Genomic DNA, 21,892 nt, shown 5'->3' on the forward strand with positions numbered 1-21,892 from the left:
TAAGGACAAGCTTTTGAGCGACATGCTCTGGTTGACGCGGCAGCGGGCGATGGGAGCCCGCTGCCGCGGGAGCGGAACACGATGACTGACTAACGTGTTCCGGCCCCGTGCTTTCCCATGTGGCGGCCCGGGGGTGTTTGAAACCAACGCACCGAAAAGTCTGGGACGTCAGCCCTTGGCGACAGGCAGCGCGACGAAGCGGTTGCTGTCGTCACGGCTGATCTGCATCAGCACCGCCTTGCGGCCGGATTTCACGGCGTCGGCCATGGCCTTGGCGACGTCGTCGGTGCCATTCACTGCGGTCGAATTGACCGAGGTGATGATGTCGCCGGGCTGGATGCCGCGATCGGCGGCATCGCTGTCGGGGTCGACATCGGTTACCACCAGCCCCTTGCCATCGTCGGACCTGGTGACGGTGAGGCCGAGATCGGCCAGCGTATCGGCCGCCGGCGGAGCGGAAGGCTGCTGCTCGGCCGAGGCCTGCTTGTCGCTCGAGGGCAGCGTGCCGAGATCGACCTTGACAGTCTCACTCTTGCCGTTACGCCACAGCGTGACGTCGACCGGCTTGCCGGGCTGGTAGGAGCCGATCAGACGGGCGAGTTCCTTCGGCGAAGCGACATCCTTGCCGTCCACCTGAGTGATGACGTCACCGGCTGATATGCCGGCCTTTTGGCCGGGACCATCGTCCTGGGCGCTGGAAACGAGCGCACCCTTGTCGGACTTCAGCCCGAGCGATTCGGCGATTTCGGAGCTGACCGGCTGGATCTCGACGCCAAGCCAGCCACGCTGGACGGTGCCGTTCTTCATCAGATCCTGCACAACCTGCTCTGCCGTCGAGGCAGGAATGTCGAAGGCAATGCCGACGTTGCCACCGGACGGCGAGAAGATCGCGGTGTTGATGCCGACGACCTGGCCGTTGAGATTGAAGGTCGGGCCGCCCGAACTGCCTCGGTTCACCGAGGCATCGATCTGGATAAAATCGTCATAGGGACCGGCGCCGATATCGCGGCCACGGGCCGAGACGATGCCGGCGGTGACCGTGCCGCCGAGGCCGAACGGATTGCCGACGGCCACGACCCAGTCGCCGACGCGAACCTTGGAATCATCGGCGAAGTCGACATAGGTGAACTTGCCGTCGCCTTCGACCTTGAGCACGGCGAGATCGGTGCGCGGATCGGTGCCGACCAGCTTGGCGTCAAGTTCCTTGCCGTCATGCATCACCACCGTGAAGGACGAGCCTTCTCCGACGACGTGGTTGTTGGTGACGAGATAGCCGTCCTCGGAAATGAAGAAGCCGGATCCTTGCGCCACCGGCCGCGGCTGGCGGTTGTGGTCACGGCGTCCGAAACGCCGCATTCCATCCGGGCCGTCCTGATCGCCAAAACCGCGGAACTCCCTGAAGAAGCGGCGCAACTGCGGATCGTCGGGAGGATTGCCGAAGCCGTCGGGCAAACCGGAGCCGTCGTCGGCGGTCGATTCGATCTTGGCCTTGACACGGACACTGACGACCGACGGCGAAACGCGCTCGACCACGTCGGCGAAGCTCGGGACCTGCGGCGCCTCGACACGCACGGCCTCCGCCAGGACTGGGACGGTGCCCGTGGCAACGGCGCCGAAACCGATCGCGCCGGCAATGGCCACTGAAGCGGCGGCAGCCATCAGGCGTTTGGGGGTGCGGCGATATGAATTGGGGGCAGTATTCATGGGTCTCGTATCCTCTTTCAAGGGATGCGCTTCAGTCGGCATCCTCGGCTAAGAGAAATAGAGAGGCGCACATTACGGCGCCATTTCCGGTGCATGAAACTTTGGTAATGTTTACGGGGCCGCCGCCGCTTTCAGTCCCGGTGTAAAATGGTGTCCAACTCCGCCTGCTCCTCGGCGGTCAACGCATTGGTTGCCGTCGCACGGCGCGACCGGGCAGCCAGAACGATGAAAATCCCGCCGGCAAGGAGCAGAAGGACTGGTGTCCCCCACAGCAACGCGTTGCGCAGACTGAAGCGAGGCTTCAACAGCACGAACTCGCCGTAGCGGGAAACGATATAGTCGATCACCTGCTGGTCGGTGTCGCCGGCGACGAGGCGCTGGCGCACCAGCACGCGCAGGTCGCGGGCAAGGTCTGCATCGGATTCGTCGATCGACTGGTTCTGGCAGACCATGCAGCGCAGTTCTTCCGAAAGCGTCCGCGCCCTCGCCTCTAGCGCCGGATCGGCCAGAACCTCGTCGGGCTTCACCGCAAGCGCGGTGCCGCAAAACAACAGCGTCAGCAGCAGGATCAGCGAGGCCAGCGAAAATCTTGCGGTCATGGCAGGCTCGCGGAAGGCACAGCGCCCGACGGCTTGCGGCGGCGGGACGGTGCTCCGACGCGCAGGCGCCGGTCCATGAGCGACATCGCAGCGCCTGCCATCATGACAAGACCACCACCCCAGATCAGCGTCACCAGAGGCTTCCACCACAGCCGAACCACGACGGAGCCGTCGGTCCCCTCGTCGCCAAGCGAGAGGTAGAGCTGGCTGAGCCCGATCGTCTCGATACCGGACTCGGTCGTCGTCATCTGTCGGGCCGGATAGGAGCGCTTGGCCGAGGTGATTACAGCTGATGTGCTGCCATCGGCGCCGAGCAGGGCGAAGCGGCCGCGATCCTCGCTGTAGTTAGGCCCCTGGGCCGGATAGAGCCCTTCGAAACGCAAAGTGTGGCCGGACAGTTGCACGGTCTCGCCCGCATGCATCGACAGGATCTTCTCGGTGCCGAAGCAAAGGGTGCCGACAATGCCCAGCGTCGTCAGCCCGAGGCCGAGATGGGCGAGCGCGGTGCCGAAGACCGAACGCGGCAGGCCGGCGAAGCGCCTGAGCATGACACCGGGCGCGACAACGCCAAAGCCGGACTTGACGGCAATATCGGTGAGCGCGCCGCAGATCAGCCAGAATGCGAGGCCGACGCCAAGTGCTGCGAATACCGACGCGCCGTCGATGAACAAGGCCGTCACCAGTACGGCCAGAAGCGCTGCGGCGAAGGCTGTCATCAGGCGCTGAGCGACCGCGAAAATGTCGCCGCGCTTCCAGGCCAGCAGCGGTCCGAACGGGACCACGACCAGAAGCGGCACCATCAGCGGGCCGAATGTCAGGTTGAAGAAGGGCGCGCCGACCGAAATCTTGTCGGCTGAAACGGCCTCGACCACCAGCGGATACAATGTGCCGATCAGCACGGTGGCAGTAGCCGTGGTCAGGAACAGGTTGTTGAGTACCAGCGCCCCTTCGCGCGAGATCGGATGAAACAGCCCGCCGGCGGTCAACTTCGAGGCGCGCAAAGCAAACAGCGCCAACGATCCGCCGATGAACAGCGTCAAGATGCAGAGAATGAACACGCCGCGCGTCGGATCGGTGGCGAAGGCGTGGACGGAGGTCAGCACGCCGGAGCGCACCAGGAAGGTGCCGAGCAGCGACAGCGAGAAGGTCAGGATCGCCAGCAACAGCGTCCAGATCTTCAGGGCCGAGCGCTTTTCCATCACGATCGCCGAATGGAGCAGCGCCGTGCCCGCCAGCCATGGCATGAAGGAGGCGTTCTCGACCGGGTCCCAGAACCAGAAACCACCCCAGCCGAGCTCGTAATAGGCCCAGTAGGAGCCCATGGCGATACCGCCGGTCAGGAACATCCAGGCGACCAGCGTCCATGGCCGCACCCAGCGCGCCCAGGACGCGTCGATGCGACCTTCGATGAGGGCTGCGACCGAGAAGGAAAAGCAGATCGAAAAGCCGACATAGCCGAGATAGAGCAGCGGCGGATGGATGGCGAGGCCGAGATCCTGCAGGATCGGATTGAGATCGCGGCCTTCGATCGGCGCCGGATTGAGCCTGGCGAACGGGTTGGACGTCGCCAGGATGAACAGGAAGAAGGTGGCTCCGATCGCCCCTTGCACGGCCAGCACATTGGCTCGAAGCGTCGCGGGAAGATTGCTGCCGAAAGCAGCGACGAGCGCGCCGAAGAAGGTCAGGATCAGCACCCAGAGCAGCATCGAGCCCTCGTGATTGCCCCAGGCGCCGGTGATCCTGTAGATCAGCGGTTGCAGCGAATGCGAATTCTCCCAGACGTTGGCCACCGAAAAATCGGACGTCGCATAGGCTATCGCCAGCGCCGCGAAGGACAGAGCGGTCAAGGCAAAGCCGGTCACCGCGACCGGACCGCCGACGGCCATCATCTTGCGGTTGTTCATCCGCGCGCCGAACAGCGGCACTACCGTCTGCACCAACGCCAGCGCGAACGCCAGGACCAGGGCGAAATGTCCGGTTTCAACCATTGTGATCAAGCCCAGGTTTTTGTTTTGCCGCAGGTCCTCGCCGCAAAACAGTAGGACACTTTTGTGGAACCTGCTTAGTCACTCTTGCTCTCCTGCCACACGCCCTTGGCCTTGAGGCCGTCGGCCACCTCCTTGGGCATGTAGTTCTCGTCGTGCTTGGCCAGCACGCTGTCGGCGACGAAGACGCCGTCCGGGCGAAACGTGCCTTCAGTGATGACGCCCTGCTCCTCACGGAAAAGGTCGGGAAGAATGCCGGTGTAGGTGACCTTGACCTCCTTCTGGTTGTCGGTCACCGAAAAGGCGACAGTGGCCCCCTGGCCGCGCTCGATCGTGCCCTTTTCGACGAGGCCGCCGAGTCTGATGCGCTGCCCGGGTTGCAGGCTGGCGGTGGTCAGATCGGCGGGCATGTAGAAATAGGAGGCCTTCTGGCCGAGCGCGTAGAAGGTCAGACCGGTGGCGGCACCGAGAAAGGCCAACCCTCCGGCGATCACCGACAGTCTTTTCTGCTTGCGTGTCATTTCTTACTCCGTCGCCGTCAGGCCAAGCGAGACGGCGAAGGCGGTGAATTTCTTCGCTTCGTCACTATCGGAGCCAAAAACGGCGATACCACGATTGAGCGCGTCGCGAGCCTGATCGGCCTTGCCCAGCACGACATAGGAACGAATAAGCTGCATCCATCCTTCCGCATCGCGCGGGTTTTGCCGAAGTTTTTCATCAAGTCCCGCAACCATGGTGTTGATCATCGTTTCCCTGTCTTGCGGCGACATCGACGAGGCCGCATCGACATCCCCGGCGCTCGGGCCTTTCGCAGGCTCTGCCGAAGCGAAGCTCCGGCTGGCGACCTCGGCCAGTGCCTGCTCGATGGCACCGCGCCATGGCGAGTCCTGCGGCAAGGCGCCAAGCATTTTCTGCCAGCCAGCCGTCGCCTCCTCAATGCGGCCTTCCTGCGCCATGCCCATCGCGAGATAGAAGCTGGCCTTCGGATTTGCCGGATCGAGCTTCAAGGCCGCCTCGAAAGCGGCCTGAGCGTCGGCCGAAACAATGCCGCCGGCTGCGCTGGCGATCGCCTCGCCGAGGCCGGCCTGGCGGGCGGCGCTGTCGCCGTCGAGGCGAATGGCGTTGCGATAGGCCGTCACCGCATCGGAGAACCGCTGCAAGCGCAGATAGACCGGGGCCAGAACGTCCCAACCCCTGCCATCGGTCGGATTGGCGGCAAGATGGGCCTCGGCGCGCGCCACCAGTTCGTCCACCGAACTGTCGGCGGGATTCTTGGCAAGCCGCTCGCTGAGCGGTTGCGACGGCAGGTCGGGCGAGCCAAGTTGACTGTACAAGCCCCAGCTGACCAGGGGAACCGCCAGGACCGCGACCGTCGCAACAAGCCTGGTGACCATCGACGGCTGCCGCGCCGCTGCCTTGCCGGCCGGATCTGCCCCGGCCCCGGCATTGTCCAGGCGAAGAATGCGGCGGGAGATTTCGGCACGTGCCTCTTCGGCCTCAGCCGGCTGGATCAAGCCGCGCGCGACGTCGCGGTCAAGCTCGGACAGTTGGTCGCGATAGACTTCAAGGTCATGATCGCTGCTCGCAGAACCACCCTTCGGGCCGCCGGCCAGTGGCAGCAGCACCGCCAGGCTTGCACCCAGCGTGAGAACGGCAGCTATGACCCAGAACAGCATGTTTCTTCCAATAACGGCAGAGCCTTGCCCTGCCAACACAGGCGTCCTGCGACGCTTTGACGGTGGGCGCGGCGCATGTCCTTGATCGATATCAACCGGATCTATCCGGCCGGTCGTTACGTCAGCGGCGTCCAGCTGCCATCGGCGTTGCGGCACGCGGTTCCGCGCGCGGTGGCGCCGGCGGCGCCGGTAAAGACCGTATGGGTGTATTGCCGGCAGTCCTGCGAGCCGACACGATAGGGCTGGGCGGGCACGACTTCACCGTAATGCGCCGACCGGTCGCTCTTCCATGTCACCTTCTGGCCGCCCGTCGTATATTCGAGCGCCTTGTATTCCGCCTCCAGCGCCTTGCGCTTCTCGGGATCGCTCAAGCCGGCACCAATCGATCCGCTGACGAGGCCGCCTCCCATGGCGGAAATGACCGTCGTCGCGATCCTGCCGCTGCTTGGCGGCGTGGCGGCAGGCTGTGGCGCCACCGTGGCGCTCGGGCTCTTGCCCAGCGTCGTGCAGCCGGAAACGGCCAGCAGTGCGGAAACGAGCGCGACGCGAATCTTCATGCAAACAACCGGTTTTCTTGAGTTAAGGCTGGGAGCCGCGCCATCGGGAAAGTCGGCGTGGCCATAGTGTTGATGTTTGTCGGAAATTTGGCCGCGGCCGACGGATCCGGGACCAATCGACACGCCGCCATATCACGCACCGTCGATCAATTGTCGATTGGGCAAAAGTGTCACTGGAGGCTCCGCAATCGAATCACCGCCTTCAACCCGCCCATTCCGGACCGTTCCAGAGCCAGAACGCCTCCATACTCGTTGACGAGGTCGGCGACAATGGCAAGTCCAAGCCCGGTCCCCGGCTTTGTCTCGTCGAGGCGCCGCCCGCGCTTCAGCGCCTCGCGTGCCTTGTCTTCGGGAATGCCCGGGCCGTCATCCTCGATGCTGATCTCGAACAGACTGGCAGCACTCTCCTTGCCGGCGCCGCCCTTCTTGCCGGAGATTGGTGTCACGGAAACGGCGACCGCGCTCTTTGCCCATTTCATGGCGTTGTCGAGCAAATTGCCAAGCAATTCTTCCAGATCCTCGCGTTCGCCGGCAAAGACGATATCGGCTGACGGCAGCGAAAGCGAGAGATCGGTCCGCGGGTTGAGTTTTTGCAGCACGCGCACCATGCGCTGGACCAGCGGTGCCACCGGGGTGCGGTAGACGACGCTGTCGCGTTGCGCCGCGACGCGGGCGCGCTGCAGATAATGGTCGACCTGCTTCTGCATCGAGGCGGCCTGCTCGGCTATGAGCTTGCCTTTGGCGCCGCCGAGCGCGCGCCCTTCGTTGATCAGCACAGCCAGCGGCGTCTTCAGCGAATGGGCGAGGTTGCCGACCTGCGTGCGCGAGCGCTCGACGATACGCCTGTTGTTTTCGATCAGCGCGTTGGTCTCGTTGGCGAGCGGTTCGATCTCGGCCGGGAAGCGGCCGTCGAGCCTTTGGGCGGTTCCTTCACGCACCATGGCGAGGGCGTTCCTGACCCGACGCAATGGCTGCAGGCCCAGCAGGATGGCAATGGCGTTGATGGCGATCATGCCGACGCCGAACAGGGACAGATAGGTCAGCAGGCGACGCTGGAAGGCGCCGATCTCCTGTTCGAGCTCGGTCTGGTTGCCCATGACGCGGAAGCGCGCCGCACGATTCTTCGCATCGAGAACGAATTCGCTCTCGAACACTTGCAGCTCCTCGCCATTGATGCCTTCCGTCGCATAGCTGCGCTGGAAACTGGAATTGAAAGGGACCTCGGCGATGCTTGGCGAGGGGATCGCCCTCGTCATGGAGGAAGAGTGCAGATCACCGCGCACGCCCTCCGACGCAGGTTCCACTGACCAGTACCAGCCGGAGTTCGGCTCCGAGAACCGGAGATCGCCAAGGTCGGGAGCGCCGGTCAGCGAACCGCCTTCGGACACGCCGACCGAGCCGATCAGGTTGAACAGATGCGCCGACAACAGGCTGTCGAAACCGCGCTCGTTCGCCTGGCGATACAGCGTGGTGATGAGGGTGAAGATGACGACGAGGGTAAGGATCGCCCAGACCGTGGAAAAGGCGATCACCCGAAACGCCAGCGAACGCGGCCAGAACCGCGAAAGCGACGTCCCTGTAGTCTGCTCGAGCGGTTCCGCCTTACGCCTCCGGCTCACGCATCCGATAGCCCATGCCGCGAACGGTCTCTATCATGTCGATGCCCATCTTCTTGCGAAGCCGCCCGACAAAGACCTCGATTGTGTTGGAATCGCGGTCGAAATCCTGATCGTATAGATGCTCGACAAGTTCGGTCCGGGACACGACGTCGCCCATATGGTGCATCAGATAGGCAAGCAGGCGGAATTCGTGCGACGTCAGCTTCAGCGGCACGCCGTCGACATCGGCCTTGGAGGCCTTGGTGTCGAGCCGCAGCGGCCCGCAGGTCAGCTCGGACGACGCATGGCCGGCCGCGCGCCGGATGAGCGCCCGGACCCTGGCCAGCACCTCTTCGATGTGAAACGGCTTGGTGACATAATCGTCGGCGCCGGCGTCGATGCCCGATACCTTGTCGTTCCAGCGATCACGCGCCGTCAGGATCAGAACCGGCATCTTGCGGCCGCCGCGCCGCCAACGCTCGACCACGCTGATGCCGTCCATCTGCGGCAGGCCGATGTCGAGCACCACGGCGTCGTAGGGTTCGGTGTCGCCGAGGAAATGCCCTTCCTCGCCGTCGAAGGCCCGGTCGACGACATAGCCGGCATCGACCAACGCGTCCGATATCTGCCGGTTGAGATCCTTGTCATCTTCGACAACGAGTACGCGCATGCGGGGATCACTACCTGTTGAAGAGCTCGGCTTGTTGACGCGTTAAGCCTGTTGACGCGTCCGGTGTCAGATATAGGCCGATTCCAACGGCCTGGGAAACGGCAGGGATCAGTTCAGCGGAACGACGATTTCGGAACGGCGCGGACGCTGCCCTTCCTTGCCCGGAACCAGCACGACGATGACGCAGACCGGCTGGCCACCGCGCGTCGACTGCGACGCCTTGGCCAGCGTGCCGCCATTCTGCTGGGCAACCTGCTGACCGATCGCGTAGCAGTCGGCGGCCGTCGCCTGCGACGCGAACAGACCGGCAACGCAGAGCGCCAGTGTAGCGGTTCGGAAATGGGAGCGAAGCGTTTTCATGATCAGCGTTCTAACGCATCGGTGCTGAACGTGAAATGAACAGTGAACGCCTGCAATCCATGCCTATCTCACCCCCTGAAACGCGAGACAACCGACCTTATGATTTCGCCGCCCCAACCCGGCAAAATCATCCCAAGCCCCAGTCTAGACTGTCTTGCAGCCATATTGAAAGCGCGTCAGTCGTTTTCTTCCGTCACGGCGCGAAAGCGCAGCAGCCCGTGATAGGCTGAAAGGTCCTCGTCGTAACGGGTCTCGGTGAATTCGAGCTTGAGATTGACGTGGCGATGCTCGTCGAGCGAGAGCACCGCATCCCGGAGGCGGGCACTGACCAGATCCATCACATCGAGAATTTCTTTCCTGGCCACGGACTTCGACCAGAAATGCAGCGTGAAAAGCTGCTCGGCGGCGTTCTCCATGCCTGTTGCCCAGTCGTAGACGCTGGTCCGGCCGAAAGTCACATAGGGAAACGCGACGTTTTCCGGGGCGTGGTCGAACAGTTTTGCGCCGCCCAATGCCGCTGACAGGGAACCGTCGCCGTTCAGCGCTTCGAACAAGGCCTTCTGCAACACGGCAGCCGGCGCGGTCATCGTCCTCTCCCCCGCCCGTCACGGCTGAACAGGCCTTTTGCGCCGTCAGCGATTCCTGCCTGCAGCGTAGCCGCGATGAAGTTCTTGCGCCAGATCACGGGATCTCCAGTGCCGCGGCCTCTTCGCGTCAGGAATGTCGGTGGCCAACCTCGCGCTTTCTCATTTGGCATGCAAGGCGTTTGAAAAACGGTGCTATGGAGGGGATTGTTTCTCCGGACATCCGAGGTCGTTTTCGTGCGCGAGCCACCGCTGCTGCCTGTCTTTGGAAAGCTTGGGGTCAAGGCACCGGTTGTAACCGCTGTGGCGCCGACCATGTCGAGGAGCGCGAAGACCATGGCGACCCGCAAGAGGGAGGTTCTATCTTCACACGGGGGCATGGCCTTGAAGCTGTTCGTCGTCGTGTGGACGATCCTTGTCCTGGCGGCGGTTTTCTTCATTACGCAGGCCTGACCAATCTACATTCATCGATCGGAGATGGAAACGAAAGGATCCCGGAATGACAAACCGCTACGCGCTGCGCATGGAGCATCCGCACAGCTGGACCGTCTTCGATGTCTTCACCGGTCAGCCCGTTGAACTCAAGCGCCAGGTCATGGTCGGCATGAACACACGCGATGCGGACGCGATGGTCGATCGGCTGAATAACCGAGACGTCAAGCGGCGGGCCAAAGCGGCCCGCAAGTCCTGAGCCAGCCTCAGCCAGGCACATTTGGGCCTAGCGAAAATCGGCTGCCGTCAGCACATATATGCTCTTGCGGGTCCGGGCATAGGCATTCCTGGCGATCTCATGGATGGAGCTGGACGCCGTATCGAACGCCGCCAGATAGGTGGCTTCGGCAGTTGGTGCCTCTGATGGTGCCTTCGAGATCGCATCCGTGGCGACAGAGAAGGAAATCTGAAACATGCCGTCATGGCCGACGAAACGGATGCGTTTGCCCGCCTCGTCGTAGCTGCGGCTTGGATTGGGAAATGTCAGGCTCATGACTTGATCTCCGTCGATGCAACGTCTACTTTCTTGACCGCTCGCGACGCCCGCTTTTTCTTGGGGGCGACGGGATTGAGGGCCTCCGCGGCGCGGTCGGCCTCTTCCTTGGCCAGCCGCAACGCCCGCAATCTTGCCGTCTTGATGTCCCTGGCCTTCGCCTCGGAAACATATTCAGCCGTTGCCTGGTTTCGTTCCGCGGTTTTCTTCTGCTTTTCCATGAAGCGCGCTTCAGCTTTTTCCATGATATTTTGACTGAATTCCGCCATCGGTAAAATCTCCTTTTTGGATTTAAATGATGAAAGGGAGTTTCCCAATTAAAATAGTAGCTCGGAGTCGAGAAATCAATTTCTGGCCTATTTTTGATTGATCAAATTCCTGAAAAGGAAACTGTGAGATAATACTATTAAACGTTTTACAACGATCAATTAATATTTTTTGGCACTCCTATCAATCGAGTGCCAACGCGCCTATATAAGGGGAGCGGCCGCCTAAGCCGGCCCCAGAAAGAGTCCCCATGAAATTCCGGCCACTCCACGATCGCGTCGTCATTCGGCGCGCCGAAAGCGATACCAAATCCAAGGGCGGCATCATCATCCCCGACAATGCCAAGGAAAAGCCGCAGGAAGGCGAAGTGATCGCCGTCGGGCCGGGCGCGCGCGATGAAAGCGGCGCGTTGATCGCGCTCGATGTCAAGGCCGGCGACCTCATCCTGTTCGGCAAATGGTCGGGAACCGAGGTCAAGATAGACGGCGAGGACCTTCTGATCATGAAGGAGGCCGACATTATGGGCATCATCGAGAAGACCGTAGCTGCCAAGAAAGCCGCCTGATTGGAGCGCTGCGCGTCCTCTTTGGCCGCGCAAAGGACGCTTCAAGTTTTGATTCAGGCGGCGCTGCCAGTGCTTCGCCACAACCAATCGAACTGGAAAAAATCATGTCTGCCAAGGAAATCAAATTCTCCACCGATGCGCGTGACCGGATGCTGCGCGGAGTCGAAATCCTCAATAACGCGGTCAAGGTGACGCTCGGCCCCAAGGGCCGAAACGTCATCATCGACAAGGCCTATGGCGCGCCGCGCATCACCAAGGACGGGGTGACGGTGGCCAAGGAAATCGAGCTCTCCGACAAGTTCGAGAACATGGGCGCGCAGATGGTGCGCGAAGTGGCCTCGAAGACCAACGACCTCGCCGGCGACGGCACCACCACCGCCACGGTGCTTGCCGCTTCCATCCTGCGCGAGGGCGCCAAATTCGTTGCCGCCGGCATGAATCCGATGGACCTCAAGCGCGGCATCGACCTTGCTGTTACCGCTGTCGTCAAGGAAATCCAGGCACGCGCCAAGAAGGTCAAATCCTCCGGTGAAATCGCGCAGGTCGGCACCATTGCAGCCAATGGCGATGCCACCGTCGGCACCATGATCGCCAAGGCGATGGACAAGGTCGGCAATGATGGCGTGATCACTGTCGAGGAAGCCAAGACCGCCGACACCGAACTCGACGTCGTCGAGGGCATGCAATTCGACCGTGGCTATCTCAGCCCCTATTTCGTCACCAATGCCGAAAAGATGCGCGCCGAGCTGGAGGACCCTTACATCCTCATCCATGAAAAGAAGCTCGGCAATCTGCAGGCGCTGCTGCCGATCCTCGAAGCCGTGGTGCAAAGCGGCAAGCCGCTGGTGATCATCTCCGAGGACGTCGAGGGCGAAGCACTGGCGACGCTGGTCGTCAACAAATTGCGCGGCGGCCTCAAGGTTGCAGCCGTTAAGGCGCCGGGCTTCGGTGACCGCCGCAAGGCGATGCTGGAAGACATCGCCGTGCTAACCGCCGGCCAGATGATCTCGGAAGACCTCGGCATCAAGCTCGAAAACATCACAATCGACATGCTCGGCCGCGCCAAGCGCGTGCTGATCGAAAAGGACACGACGACGATCATCGATGGTGCCGGAGAGAAAGTGACCATCCAGGCGCGCGTCCAGCAGATCAAGGGGCAGATCGAGGAAACCACTTCCGACTACGACAAGGAGAAGCTGCAGGAGCGGCTGGCCAAGCTCGCCGGTGGCGTCGCGGTCATTCGCGTCGGTGGTGCGACCGAATCCGAGGTCAAGGAAAAGAAGGACCGTATCGACGATGCACTGAACGCCACGCGCGCGGCGGTAGAAGAAGGCATCGTTCCCGGCGGCGGTGTCGCGCTACTGCGCGCCAAGGCCGTCCTGAACGGGCTGACCGGAGCCAATGCCGATGTGACGGCGGGCATTTCGATCGTGTTGAGAGCACTCGAAGCGCCGATCCGCCAGATCGCCGAGAACTCCGGGGTTGAAGGTTCGATCGTTGTCGGCAGGCTCATGGACAGCAAGGATCACAACCAGGGCTTCGATGCCCAGAACGAGATCTATGTCGACATGATCAAGGCCGGCATCGTCGACCCGGCAAAGGTGGTGCGGACCGCGCTCCAGGATGCCGGTTCGATCGCGGCATTGCTGATCACTGCGGAAGCCATGATCACCGACATTCCAGCCAAGGATGCCGCGCCTGCGGCCGGCGGCGGCATGGGCTACTGATCATCGCCTAGACACGCTTGCAGCGCCCGGCCGGAATGGCTGGGCGACCAATCCCTGCACCAACCAGGAAGGAATTGTTCCGTGGCCACACAAAGCAGCAAGCCATCTCTCGCGCGTCGATGGGAAGATTACCAGCCGGCCAAATCCACGCTTTTGTGGGCATGCGCGGTAACTGTCGTCGCCACTCTGATCATCGGTTTCAACTGGGGTGGCTGGGTGACCGGTGGCACCTCACGCGCACTGGCGGCAACCGCCGGCGACGTAGCGCGCGGCGAGCTGGCCTCGGCGGTCTGCGTCGATCGCTTCAACACGGCGCCCGACGCAGCCGCCAAACTTGTCGAGTTCAAAGCCCTGACAGACAGTTACAAGAAGCGGCAGTTCATCGAGACGGGCGGCTGGGCGACCATGCCCGGGAAGACCTCGCCCGACAGGCTGGGCGCGCAAAGCTGTGCGGTCGCTCTCGCCGCCTGATATCCTCGAGTTCTCCCAGAGAAGCGAGAAAAGCCGCCGGGGCATCTTCCCCGGCGCACGGCCGCCAGCAAGGAGATCGATCCATGATTGCATTCGTCCCGAAGCCAGATGTTGCGGCGAAGACCAAAGTGGCCGAGGAAAGCCGCTTCGATCGCATTCGCAGACTTGCCGCCGATAAGCACAGGAAATCCGATGCCGGCGCGATACGCCGCGACCTGCCGAAGACCGGGGACAAGCGCCCTATCTGAGGCGCGCGCTGACCCTCACGAAACCGGTGCCGCGCCGCCCTGTTCGGTGCGCCGCGCTATGAATTCGTCGAGGACATCTGATGTGGCAGCGGCAGAAGCCGGCGGCCGGAAGTCGGCAAGCAGCCGTTTCCAGACGCCGGTGGCGCGCTCCGTCGCGGTTTTTGACCCGGCCTCGGTCCAGTTGCCGAAATTCGACCAATCAGCCACCAGCGGCTCGTAGAAAGCTGTGCGGTAGCGCGCCATGGTGTGTCCGGCCGAGAAGAAATGCCCGCCCGGCTGCACTTCGGCGATGGCGTCGAAGCCGATCGCGCTCTCGTCGCCGGGCGTCGCCATACAGAGTTCGGCGATCGTCTGCAGCGCCTCGATATCGGTGATCAGCTTCTCGAAGGAGACGCTTAAGCCACCTTCGAGCCAGCCCGCGGCATGGATGCAGACCGTGGCGCCAGCAAGCACCGAGCCCCACAGCGCAAACTGCGTTTCGTGGGCCGCCTGCGCATCCGAAATGTTGGCGGCACTGCCGCCGCCGGACCGCCAGGGAAGACCGGTGAAGCGCGCAAGCTGACCAGCGCCGAGCGTCGCCTTGACGTGCTCCGGCGTGCCGAAGGCCGGCGCCCCCGACTTCATGTCGACGTTGGACGAGAAGGAACCATAGACGACCGGCGCGCCCGGCCGCACCATCTGTGCCAGCGTCAGCCCGGCCAGCGCTTCGGCGTGCTGCAGCGTCAGCGCGCCGGCCACGGTGATCGGCGCCATGGCGCCGGCCAGGCAGAAGGGCGTGATAATCAACACCTGCCCTGCCTTGGCAAAGTCGATGATGCCTTGCGCCATCGGAATGTCGAGCTGACGTGGCGAGTTGGTGTTGATGACGGTGTAGCAATGAGCGCCCGAACGCAATTCGTCCTCGGACAGGCCGCGCGCCAGCCGCAGCATCTCGAACCCGTCCTCGACCTGCGGCGTGCCGCGCGCGAAGACGAACGGCAATTTGTCGGACAGCGTCAGCTGAGCGCGGTTGACGGCATAGTGGCGCAAGCGGTTGTCGACGTCCTGCGGTTCGATGCAAGGGCCGAGCATATGCAGCACGTCGAAATGCTGCACCAGCCGGATGAGATCCTCGAAAGCGGCAAGCGTGCCCGGCCGCCGGCCGCTCTCTAGATCGGTGACGTTCGGCGCTCCTGATCCCGCCAGGAACGTCATCGAGCCGAGCTCGAGCGTCAGGTCGCGGGCACGGTCGCCGGCATGCGCCCGGATCGATTTCGGCGCCGAAGCCAGCGCCGCTGTGACAATGTCGCGGCCGATGCGCACCATCTGGCTGTCCTCGTCGACCGATGCACCGGCGCGGGCAAAGCGAGCGCGCGCCTCAGGCAGCAGCACCTTGACGCCGAGTTCCTCGAGCACGCGCAACGCCGTGTCGTGGATCGCGGCGACCTGATCGGCCGAAAAGATCGGCTGCGGCAGAAACGGATTCTTCAGCGAACGATAGTCCGGCCGGCGGCTGGTCTCGCTGCTGGCCTCGCCGGTTCGTCCGCGCCGACGTTCGCGCCTGAGGTTGCATGCGGCGTCATCGACCATGGCGGATACTCCTCATTGCCGTATTGCCTTGCCCTGGGGATCGTAGGGAGAGGTCGCGATGGCCGCTTGGCCCAGTTCGTTGCAGGCGGGCAGGATACTTGTACTGTACATATGTGTCTAGTACGGTTGTATGCAGCTTCCCTTCATGCCTATTGTGCGGCCATGATCATGATTGCTCCGCAGGACGAGCCGGCGCCCGGCAACATCAAGGTGACGCGCTGGGACTGGATCAATCTTGCGCTCCAGACACTGATTTCAAACGGCATCGAAAGCGTGCGCGTGCTGCCGCTCGGCCAGGAGCTCGGCGTTTCGCGGTCAAGCTTCTACTGGTATTTCGAGAGCCGCCAGGATCTGCTCGACCAGTTGCTTGCCCATTGGCGCAACACCAATACCAAGGCGATCGTCGAACGCGCGATGCGGCCGGCTGAAAGCATCATCATGGGCGTCATGAACGTGTTCGAATGCTGGGCGGACGAGCGCCTGTTCGATCCACGGCTCGACTTCGCCATCCGAGAATGGGCGCGTCGCTCCGACGACGTGCGACGGGCCATCGACCAGGCCGACAATGACCGCCTGAGCGCGATCCGCGACATGTATCGCGGGCATGGCTACGATGAAGAAGATGCCTTCATCCGCGCCCGCGTGCTCTACTACATGCAGATTGGCTATTATATGCTCGACCTCAAGGAACCGGTCGAGGCGAGGATCAGTCATCTCGCTGCCTATCTGCGCAGTTTCACCGGCCAGGAGCCCAGCGAAGCCGACGTGGCGCATTTCCTGCGCTTTATGGCTGCGCGGTGACATCGGACGCCAAACCGAGCCCGCAAGGCGGTGGAAGCGACTTTGGGCGACATGCATTAGGCCCCGCCCCTCGCATCGACAGACCGTACAGCATAAGCCTCCATTGCCCTTGTGAGCGGGGCCAAAATGGACGAATAGTCTTGGTCGGTGCGCGCCTTGAAACTGCCCGCGTGCGGTTTTCAGGTCGCGGCGCCGTGCAGCTGGATTCGTGGAATGGCCAGTCCTTTGGAACCACGCAAGAGAAGAGGCCCAATCGCCGCAAGGTTGCTCGCGGCGGATGCGTGGTTCGATTCCTCGCTCTACGACATCGGCTTCAAGGCGCGCCGGTTCTGGGAAGCGGCCACGATTTTTTTCCGGCGCTTCCGCGTCTCCGGCTGGCGCCGCGGCATTATCGAACTTTTGAGCGAGGGCTTCACGCTCGGCGCCGGCGGTATCGTCGTCATGCTGGCACTCGCCTTGCCGGCCTTCCAGGAAACCGCCGGTGACTGGCGCGCCCAGGGCGACTTCGCCGTCACCTTCCTCGACCGCTACGGCAACGAGATCGGCCAGCGCGGCATCATCCAGCGTGACTCGGTGCCGGTCGACGAGATGCCTGACCAGGTCATCAAGGCTGTGCTGGCCACGGAGGATCGCCGTTTCTTCGATCACCACGGCATCGATGCGCTCGGCCTTTCGCGCGCGATCTTCGAGAATGTGCGGGCGAATTCGGTGGTGCAGGGCGGCTCGAGCATCACCCAGCAACTGGCCAAGAACCTGTTCCTGACCAATGAACGGACGTTGGAGCGCAAGATCAAGGAAGCCTTCCTGTCGCTGTGGCTCGAGGCCAACCTGTCGAAGAAGGAGATCCTGCAGCTCTATCTCGATCGCGTCTATATGGGCGGCGGCACGTTCGGCATCGAAGCGGCCGCCGATTTCTATTTCGGCAAAAGCGTCAAGGATCTGAACCTCGCCGAAGCGGCGATGCTGGCCGGGCTGTTCAAGGCGCCGACCAAATACGCGCCGCACATCAACCTGCCTGCTGCCAGGGCGCGAGCCAATGTGGTGCTGTCCAATCTCGTCGACGCCGGCTTCATGAGCGAAGGCCAAGTGTTGCAGGCGCGGCTGCATCCGGCCGAAATCGTCGATCGCGGCGAGCAGAAGAGCCCAGATTACTACCTCGACTGGGCATTCGACGAGGTCAAGAAGATCGCCGCGAAGTCCGGCCAGCATTCGCTGGTCGCTCACACCACTTTCGACGCCAACATCCAGAAGGCGGCGGAAGAATCGATGGAGTTCCATCTCCGTCAGTTCGGCAAGGAATACAACGTCACCGAGGGTGCCATGGTGGTCATCGAAACCAATGGCGCGGTCAGGGCGATTGTCGGCGGCCGCGACTACGGCGCCAGCCAGTTCAACCGCGCCACCAAGGCGCTGCGCCAGAGCGGTTCATCGTTCAAACCCTACGTCTATGCAACGGCGATGGAGCATGGCTTCACACCGGACTCCGTCGTTTCCGGCGCGCCGATCTCCTGGGGCAACTGGTCGCCTCACAATTACAATGGCGGATCGGCCGGCAATGTCACGCTGCTCACGGCGGTCGCCAAATCGATCAACACCGTGCCGGTGCGGCTGGCCAAGAATTATCTCGGCATCAAGCCGATCAAGGCGATGGCGGAGGCCATGGGCGTGGAATCGCCGCTCGAATCGCACAAGACGATGGTGCTCGGCACATCGGGCATGACCGTGATGGACCAGGCGACAGGCTATAGCGTGTTCGCCCAGAACGGCTTTGTCGGCTCCCGGCATGGCATCACCCAACTCGTCACCCGTAACGGCGAGGTGGTTTACGATTTCGCCAAGGATGCGCCGCCGCCGCACCGTGTGCTGTCGGAACAGGCGCTGAAATCCATGAACACCATGCTGGCGGCGGTGCCGGTGATGGGCACGGCGCGCCGCGCCGCGCTTCCCAACATCGTTTCGGCCGGCAAGACCGGCACCACGCAGTCTTACCGCGACGCCTGGTATGTCGGCTTCACCGGCAACTACACGGCTGCCGTGTGGCTCGGCAATGACGACTTCACCCCGACCAACAACATGACCGGCGGCTCGCTGCCGGCGATGGTGTGGCAGCGGCTGATGGTCTACGCGCACCAGAATATCGACCTCAAGCCGATCCCCGGTCTCGATCATCCGTTCGTCGACGAAAAGATCGCGGCGGAGGAAGCGGAAGAGAAGAATGCCGAGCAGGCAGCGACCAACGCCGCCGAGCGCCCGCCGGTACTGTCCAGCCAGACCACGCGGGCGCTCAGGGACATCACGAAGCTGTTCCAGTCGGCGCCCGTCCTCCAGACACCTGCGACGCCGGAGACTCCGTCGGCGCTTTGATGCCCGCACGACGGGCCAGGGCATCCTCATGCCAGCAATCCACAGAGGTCCGCTTGCCATCGCCCCCTGCCCCGCGATATCCCCGAGCGGCATTCCTCTTTCCCGCGGCTCTTCATGCTCAAGAACGCATTCCTGACGCTCCTCGCGCTTGCCATAGCTATCGGCGGCGGCGGCGGCAGCGTCTGGTACGCTCTCAAGACCCAGGATGGCATCGGTGCGATCAGGATCGGCCAATGGACGGCGTTCCCCGATATCGGCACGCAGGCGGCGGACCCTTATTCGAAAGCCCGCGTGGCGCGCGAGGGGGTCCTCGCACTCGGGCAAGCGGAAGGCCTGTCCTTTGTCGCCGAACGCGATTCCGGCGGCGAATTCTTGAAACGCCAATGCGCCTATGAAATCGAAGGCGGATTCCCGACGGCGCGGTTCTGGACCCTCTATGCCGCCGATCAGTCGCTCGGGGTGGTCGAGACTGGCAAGCCAAGGCCTGCGGCACTTCAATCCTACCAGGTGCTGCGCCAGCCGGATAATTCGGTGGTGATTTCCGTCGGCAGCCGCCCCGCGCCCGGCAACTGGCTGCTTTGCGACGGCGTCGGCCGGATGTATTTCGTGCTGACATTCTACGACACGCCGATCGCCAGCAGCACGGGTCTTTCGGATGTCACGCTGCCGCAGATCGTGAAGGTCGGCTGCAATGCGTAAGCTGCTGCACGCGATCCTGCTTGGCCTGCTTGGCGCCGGTATCGTGCACGTCATCGTGCTGCTGCTCGTCCCGGAATTTTCCGAACGCGATGCCTGGTCGCGGCTGGCCATGGCCTCGGACCTCTATAGGATGACCAAGCTGGACGCGGAGGCCGGCGGGGCGCCGGTGGTGAAATCCGTCGATCCGCTGTTTTACGCGGCGGCTTGCCGGTTCGATCTGTCAGAGGGGATGGTGCGGGTGAAGGCACCGGGAAACGTCCCGTTCTGGTCCGTATCGGTCTATGACCGCAGCGGCCACAACATCTACTCCTTCAACGACCACAGCGCGACCGGAAGGGTTCTGGACACTATCGTACTGACGCCGGCGCAGATGATCGAAATCCGCAAGGGTGTTCCCGAGGAATTGCAAGGGGCGATCTTCGTCGAGGCGCCCATCGACGAAGGCATGTTCGTCATCCGCTCCTTCGTGCCCGACGACAGCTGGAAGCCGGTCGTGTCACGATTTCTCGAGCAAGGTTCCTGCGAGCTGCAGGACTACTGACGTCAGCCGAAAATATGCGGCGACCGTCCTATACCGAATTCAAAGTCAGAGCGTCGTTTGCGCACCAACAGGACGCGCGGCGCTCTAATGATGCGGAACAGGCATCGTCCCGGACGAGCCCGGCTTGTCCGGACCGGCGCCTGGCCGCGTTTCGCCCGTCAGCTGCCGTTGTTCGTAGCGGACGCCAGGGAAAATGATCACCGCCGCCGGCGTTCCGGTGTTTCGTTCTGCTCGATTGGTTGCCGCCGCTCGCGGCACGAAAGACAGTACCATGCCCATGGTTCGCGTATTCCTCTCGGTTGCCCCGGAGCACAACGCAACGCCTCCAATCTGATTAAGGGGATAGTAGGTTAACGGAACGCTAACGGATCGCCGCTAATTTGATCTTTGTCTGGAGGTCAGGGCGTCCTGACCCGAGGCAAATGCGAAACCGACATAGTCCCGGTCGCGCGTGGTCAAGATTGTGTCGAGTGTCAGGCGTATCCTTCGTGTCATCTTCGGATTTCAGGCAAATCGCTATACGGGCTGAACCGGGGAAGGCCGAAAGGCTCTTCCGCGCCGCGGTGTCTGCGTTCTGTTCGCTCACCCGACCTTCGCGCCGGGAGATCGCGCAACTTGAGGATCTGACACTTCCGCTTTTCGACAATGTGTCGGTCGAATCGCGCCGCTACGTCGCCGCCGCCCTTTCCGAATGCGAATATGCGCCCGCCGCACTGGTGCGGCGGCTTTGCGAGGAGCCGGTCGACATCGCCGCCCCGCTGCTCATCCGATCGCGCGCGCTCAGCGATATCGACCTCATCGCGCTGATCGGACGCCACGGCCTGCCGCACGCGCGCGCCATCGCGCGCCGCAAGGATCTGAACCCGACCATTGCCCACCTGATCAGGGCGCTTGAAAAGCCGACACTGGTGAGAATGCGGCAGCCGGAGGCGATCGCCGAGTCGGAGCCCGAAACCGCCGAAGTGGTCGTGCCCGGTCCCGACAGACAGAAGGCGGCTGGCGTAGCCGTCGAAAATGCACGGCGCCGGCTGCGGTCGATGATGCGTGCCGACGGGGAGAGCGGCGGCGCGACCGCCGGTGCCGAAACCTATGTCAAACTGCGCGAGACGGCGCTGACCGGCAACGCCGCATTCTTTCAGACAGCACTCGCCGACGCGCTCGAAATCGATTTTTCAACGGCGCGGTCGCTCATCGCAAATCAGAACTACACGTCGCTGCTGGCCGCCCTGCGCGCGCTCGATCTCGGCGAAGACAGGGCATTCCTGATCACCGTCGCCGTCTATCCCGCGGAGTTTCCGCATCCGCAGGCTATCCGCATCTTCCTCGACCGGTACCGACTGCTGCATCGCGACGCTGCGCTGGACAGGTTACGCGGCTGGAAAGCCGAGACACTGTCGAAGGCCATTCACAATACATGGCCCGCTGCGGCGAACGCTGACATCCGCAAAGCGGACAGCGACAATGCTGCCGCCAGCGTTAAGGCGCGCCGCTTCTGAAGAGATTCAAGTGGGCGTCCTAAGCCCTTGTTTTCCTGCATATCGTTAGAGCGACTTGACGGAAATAAGCTCCTCGACAGGAACAGAGCCGGCCTCGATCTCGACCACCCAGATGTCGGGATCGAATTTCTTCTCCTTTTCCAGCCGTGCGTCAAAGACGGCGGCATCGTCGCCGGCGCCAAGCAGGCTGAAGAAACGGTCGTCGGGCTTGGCTGAATCGTAACTCGTCTGCGGCGCCGGTCCGAACAAGGCAACCTCGCCCAGGCGGCCACGCGCCAGCACGAAGACGGCGCCGGCCTCGGTCGCGCCGCGCTTGACCACGGCGGCAAAGCCGCCGGCGCCGAAAACCCGGCGCAACAGGGCCGACACCCAAAGATCGGTGGTTATGCGCATGGCAGGATTCTGGGCGACATCGGACGGTACTTA

At 62.8% G+C, this 21,892-nt stretch carries 24 protein-coding genes; 10 read left to right on the plus strand and 14 right to left on the minus strand.

Features of this window, described 5'->3' with window-relative positions; genetic code table 11:
* Positions 1 to 168 precede the first annotated feature (168 nt).
* From IQ26_RS13405 to IQ26_RS13450, 10 genes are all read right to left on the minus strand, one after another.
* Positions 169 to 1,704, minus strand: coding sequence for a Do family serine endopeptidase (locus tag IQ26_RS13405; RefSeq protein ID WP_145717868.1), 1,536 nt, complete (start codon positions 1,702 to 1,704; stop codon positions 169 to 171).
* Positions 1,705 to 1,835: 131 nt separating this feature from the next.
* A complete protein-coding gene (locus tag IQ26_RS13410; RefSeq protein WP_145717872.1) occupies positions 1,836 to 2,303 on the minus strand; it encodes a cytochrome c-type biogenesis protein in 468 nt (155 codons plus the stop codon).
* Complete coding sequence (locus IQ26_RS13415) at positions 2,300 to 4,291, minus strand: heme lyase CcmF/NrfE family subunit (RefSeq protein WP_145717874.1); 1,992 nt, start codon at positions 4,289 to 4,291, stop codon at positions 2,300 to 2,302. Before IQ26_RS13415 ends, IQ26_RS13410 begins: the two co-directional genes overlap by 4 nt.
* A 74-nt stretch (positions 4,292 to 4,365) precedes the next feature.
* Positions 4,366 to 4,809, minus strand: a complete 444-nt coding sequence (ccmE, locus tag IQ26_RS13420; protein WP_145717876.1) for a cytochrome c maturation protein CcmE — start codon at positions 4,807 to 4,809, stop codon at positions 4,366 to 4,368.
* 3 nt (positions 4,810 to 4,812) lie between these two features.
* Positions 4,813 to 5,964 carry a c-type cytochrome biogenesis protein CcmI gene (gene ccmI / locus IQ26_RS13425; protein ID WP_145717878.1) on the minus strand — a complete coding sequence of 384 codons (1,152 nt, stop codon included), beginning with the start codon at positions 5,962 to 5,964 and terminating at the stop codon, positions 4,813 to 4,815.
* 116 nt (positions 5,965 to 6,080) lie between these two features.
* Positions 6,081 to 6,521 carry a hypothetical protein gene (locus tag IQ26_RS13430; RefSeq protein ID WP_145717883.1) on the minus strand — a complete coding sequence of 147 codons (441 nt, stop codon included), beginning with the start codon at positions 6,519 to 6,521 and terminating at the stop codon, positions 6,081 to 6,083.
* 170 nt (positions 6,522 to 6,691) lie between these two features.
* Positions 6,692 to 8,140, minus strand: coding sequence for an ATP-binding protein (locus IQ26_RS13435; RefSeq protein WP_145717885.1), 1,449 nt, complete (start codon positions 8,138 to 8,140; stop codon positions 6,692 to 6,694).
* A complete protein-coding gene (locus IQ26_RS13440) occupies positions 8,124 to 8,789 on the minus strand; it encodes a response regulator transcription factor (RefSeq protein ID WP_145717887.1) in 666 nt (221 codons plus the stop codon). The genes IQ26_RS13435 and IQ26_RS13440 overlap by 17 nt, the downstream gene beginning before the upstream one ends.
* Before the next feature lie 108 nt (positions 8,790 to 8,897).
* Positions 8,898 to 9,149, minus strand: coding sequence for a hypothetical protein (locus IQ26_RS13445; protein ID WP_126040386.1), 252 nt, complete (start codon positions 9,147 to 9,149; stop codon positions 8,898 to 8,900).
* Between the two features lie 176 nt (positions 9,150 to 9,325).
* Positions 9,326 to 9,736 (minus strand): DUF3168 domain-containing protein, encoded by a 411-nt coding sequence (locus IQ26_RS13450; RefSeq protein WP_145717889.1) that lies wholly within the window; start codon positions 9,734 to 9,736, stop codon positions 9,326 to 9,328.
* A gap of 496 nt (positions 9,737 to 10,232) precedes the next feature.
* Here IQ26_RS13450 and IQ26_RS13460 point away from each other — a divergent pair, with 496 nt between their 5' ends.
* Positions 10,233 to 10,424 carry a hypothetical protein gene (locus IQ26_RS13460; protein WP_145717893.1) on the plus strand — a complete coding sequence of 64 codons (192 nt, stop codon included), beginning with the start codon at positions 10,233 to 10,235 and terminating at the stop codon, positions 10,422 to 10,424.
* A 27-nt stretch (positions 10,425 to 10,451) separates the two neighbouring features.
* Here IQ26_RS13460 and IQ26_RS13465 read toward each other — a convergent pair whose 3' ends face one another.
* Together IQ26_RS13465 and IQ26_RS13470 are read right to left on the minus strand one after the other, a co-directional pair.
* Entirely contained in the window at positions 10,452 to 10,718 is a 267-nt protein-coding gene (locus IQ26_RS13465) for a DUF1488 family protein (RefSeq protein WP_145717896.1), read from the minus strand.
* Positions 10,715 to 10,987: a hypothetical protein gene (locus IQ26_RS13470; RefSeq protein ID WP_145717955.1), complete on the minus strand. Its 273-nt coding sequence runs from the start codon at positions 10,985 to 10,987 to the stop codon at positions 10,715 to 10,717. Before IQ26_RS13470 ends, IQ26_RS13465 begins: the two co-directional genes overlap by 4 nt.
* 248 nt (positions 10,988 to 11,235) lie before the next feature.
* Between IQ26_RS13470 and IQ26_RS13475 the strand changes: the two genes are divergently transcribed.
* The 4 genes from IQ26_RS13475 (at position 11,236) to IQ26_RS39700 (ending at position 13,996) form a co-directional block, all read left to right on the plus strand.
* A complete protein-coding gene (locus IQ26_RS13475; protein ID WP_095496735.1) occupies positions 11,236 to 11,550 on the plus strand; it encodes a co-chaperone GroES in 315 nt (104 codons plus the stop codon).
* A 104-nt stretch (positions 11,551 to 11,654) separates the two neighbouring features.
* Entirely contained in the window at positions 11,655 to 13,277 is a 1,623-nt protein-coding gene (gene groL / locus IQ26_RS13480; protein ID WP_145717898.1) for a chaperonin GroEL, read from the plus strand.
* An 81-nt stretch (positions 13,278 to 13,358) separates the two neighbouring features.
* Positions 13,359 to 13,748: a hypothetical protein gene (locus tag IQ26_RS13485; protein ID WP_145717899.1), complete on the plus strand. Its 390-nt coding sequence runs from the start codon at positions 13,359 to 13,361 to the stop codon at positions 13,746 to 13,748.
* Between the two features lie 83 nt (positions 13,749 to 13,831).
* Positions 13,832 to 13,996, plus strand: coding sequence for a hypothetical protein (locus IQ26_RS39700; RefSeq protein WP_167522683.1), 165 nt, complete (start codon positions 13,832 to 13,834; stop codon positions 13,994 to 13,996).
* Between the two features lie 15 nt (positions 13,997 to 14,011).
* Here IQ26_RS39700 and IQ26_RS13490 read toward each other — a convergent pair whose 3' ends face one another.
* The gene (locus IQ26_RS13490) at positions 14,012 to 15,565 is read right to left on the minus strand and encodes a trimethylamine methyltransferase family protein (RefSeq protein WP_145717901.1); all 1,554 of its coding nucleotides are present in this window, start codon (positions 15,563 to 15,565) and stop codon (positions 14,012 to 14,014) included.
* A 162-nt stretch (positions 15,566 to 15,727) separates the two neighbouring features.
* Between IQ26_RS13490 and IQ26_RS13495 the strand changes: the two genes are divergently transcribed.
* The 5 genes from IQ26_RS13495 to IQ26_RS13520 all read left to right on the plus strand — a co-directional run bounded on the left by IQ26_RS13495 (position 15,728) and on the right by IQ26_RS13520 (position 21,466).
* Positions 15,728 to 16,366, plus strand: coding sequence for a TetR/AcrR family transcriptional regulator (locus IQ26_RS13495; protein WP_145717903.1), 639 nt, complete (start codon positions 15,728 to 15,730; stop codon positions 16,364 to 16,366).
* Positions 16,367 to 16,579: 213 nt separating this feature from the next.
* Positions 16,580 to 18,730: a transglycosylase domain-containing protein gene (locus tag IQ26_RS13500; protein WP_145717905.1), complete on the plus strand. Its 2,151-nt coding sequence runs from the start codon at positions 16,580 to 16,582 to the stop codon at positions 18,728 to 18,730.
* Positions 18,731 to 18,844: 114 nt separating this feature from the next.
* A complete protein-coding gene (locus IQ26_RS13505; RefSeq protein WP_145717907.1) occupies positions 18,845 to 19,429 on the plus strand; it encodes a DUF1214 domain-containing protein in 585 nt (194 codons plus the stop codon).
* Positions 19,422 to 19,970, plus strand: a complete 549-nt coding sequence (locus IQ26_RS13510; protein WP_145717909.1) for a DUF1254 domain-containing protein — start codon at positions 19,422 to 19,424, stop codon at positions 19,968 to 19,970. Before IQ26_RS13505 ends, IQ26_RS13510 begins: the two co-directional genes overlap by 8 nt.
* A 488-nt stretch (positions 19,971 to 20,458) precedes the next feature.
* On the plus strand, positions 20,459 to 21,466 hold the full coding sequence (locus tag IQ26_RS13520) for a hypothetical protein (RefSeq protein ID WP_162457950.1): 1,008 nt from the start codon (positions 20,459 to 20,461) through the stop codon (positions 21,464 to 21,466).
* A 45-nt stretch (positions 21,467 to 21,511) separates the two neighbouring features.
* Here IQ26_RS13520 and IQ26_RS13525 read toward each other — a convergent pair whose 3' ends face one another.
* Positions 21,512 to 21,859, minus strand: coding sequence for a DUF1491 family protein (locus IQ26_RS13525; RefSeq protein WP_145717915.1), 348 nt, complete (start codon positions 21,857 to 21,859; stop codon positions 21,512 to 21,514).
* Positions 21,860 to 21,892: the final 33 nt, after the last annotated feature.

Source organism: Mesorhizobium tianshanense, assembly GCF_007830515.1.
Lineage (GTDB): Bacteria > Pseudomonadota > Alphaproteobacteria > Rhizobiales > Rhizobiaceae > Mesorhizobium > Mesorhizobium tianshanense.

Coding starts and splice junctions, on each gene's coding strand:
- IQ26_RS13405 (WP_145717868.1), bottom strand. CDS start 1,704: ATGAATACTGCCCCCAATTCATATCGCCGCACCCCCAAACGCCTGATG.
- IQ26_RS13410 (WP_145717872.1), bottom strand. CDS start 2,303: ATGACCGCAAGATTTTCGCTGGCCTCGCTGATCCTGCTGCTGACGCTG.
- IQ26_RS13415 (WP_145717874.1), bottom strand. CDS start 4,291: ATGGTTGAAACCGGACATTTCGCCCTGGTCCTGGCGTTCGCGCTGGCG.
- ccmE (WP_145717876.1), bottom strand. CDS start 4,809: ATGACACGCAAGCAGAAAAGACTGTCGGTGATCGCCGGAGGGTTGGCC.
- ccmI (WP_145717878.1), bottom strand. CDS start 5,964: ATGCTGTTCTGGGTCATAGCTGCCGTTCTCACGCTGGGTGCAAGCCTG.
- IQ26_RS13430 (WP_145717883.1), bottom strand. CDS start 6,521: ATGAAGATTCGCGTCGCGCTCGTTTCCGCACTGCTGGCCGTTTCCGGC.
- IQ26_RS13440 (WP_145717887.1), bottom strand. CDS start 8,789: ATGCGCGTACTCGTTGTCGAAGATGACAAGGATCTCAACCGGCAGATA.
- IQ26_RS13445 (WP_126040386.1), bottom strand. CDS start 9,149: ATGAAAACGCTTCGCTCCCATTTCCGAACCGCTACACTGGCGCTCTGC.
- IQ26_RS13450 (WP_145717889.1), bottom strand. CDS start 9,736: ATGACCGCGCCGGCTGCCGTGTTGCAGAAGGCCTTGTTCGAAGCGCTG.
- IQ26_RS13460 (WP_145717893.1), top strand. CDS start 10,233: ATGACAAACCGCTACGCGCTGCGCATGGAGCATCCGCACAGCTGGACC.
- IQ26_RS13465 (WP_145717896.1), bottom strand. CDS start 10,718: ATGAGCCTGACATTTCCCAATCCAAGCCGCAGCTACGACGAGGCGGGC.
- IQ26_RS13470 (WP_145717955.1), bottom strand. CDS start 10,987: ATGGCGGAATTCAGTCAAAATATCATGGAAAAAGCTGAAGCGCGCTTC.
- IQ26_RS13475 (WP_095496735.1), top strand. CDS start 11,236: ATGAAATTCCGGCCACTCCACGATCGCGTCGTCATTCGGCGCGCCGAA.
- groL (WP_145717898.1), top strand. CDS start 11,655: ATGTCTGCCAAGGAAATCAAATTCTCCACCGATGCGCGTGACCGGATG.
- IQ26_RS39700 (WP_167522683.1), top strand. CDS start 13,832: ATGATTGCATTCGTCCCGAAGCCAGATGTTGCGGCGAAGACCAAAGTG.
- IQ26_RS13490 (WP_145717901.1), bottom strand. CDS start 15,565: ATGGTCGATGACGCCGCATGCAACCTCAGGCGCGAACGTCGGCGCGGA.
- IQ26_RS13495 (WP_145717903.1), top strand. CDS start 15,728: ATGATCATGATTGCTCCGCAGGACGAGCCGGCGCCCGGCAACATCAAG.
- IQ26_RS13500 (WP_145717905.1), top strand. CDS start 16,580: ATGGCCAGTCCTTTGGAACCACGCAAGAGAAGAGGCCCAATCGCCGCA.
- IQ26_RS13505 (WP_145717907.1), top strand. CDS start 18,845: ATGCTCAAGAACGCATTCCTGACGCTCCTCGCGCTTGCCATAGCTATC.
- IQ26_RS13510 (WP_145717909.1), top strand. CDS start 19,422: ATGCGTAAGCTGCTGCACGCGATCCTGCTTGGCCTGCTTGGCGCCGGT.
- IQ26_RS13525 (WP_145717915.1), bottom strand. CDS start 21,859: ATGCGCATAACCACCGATCTTTGGGTGTCGGCCCTGTTGCGCCGGGTT.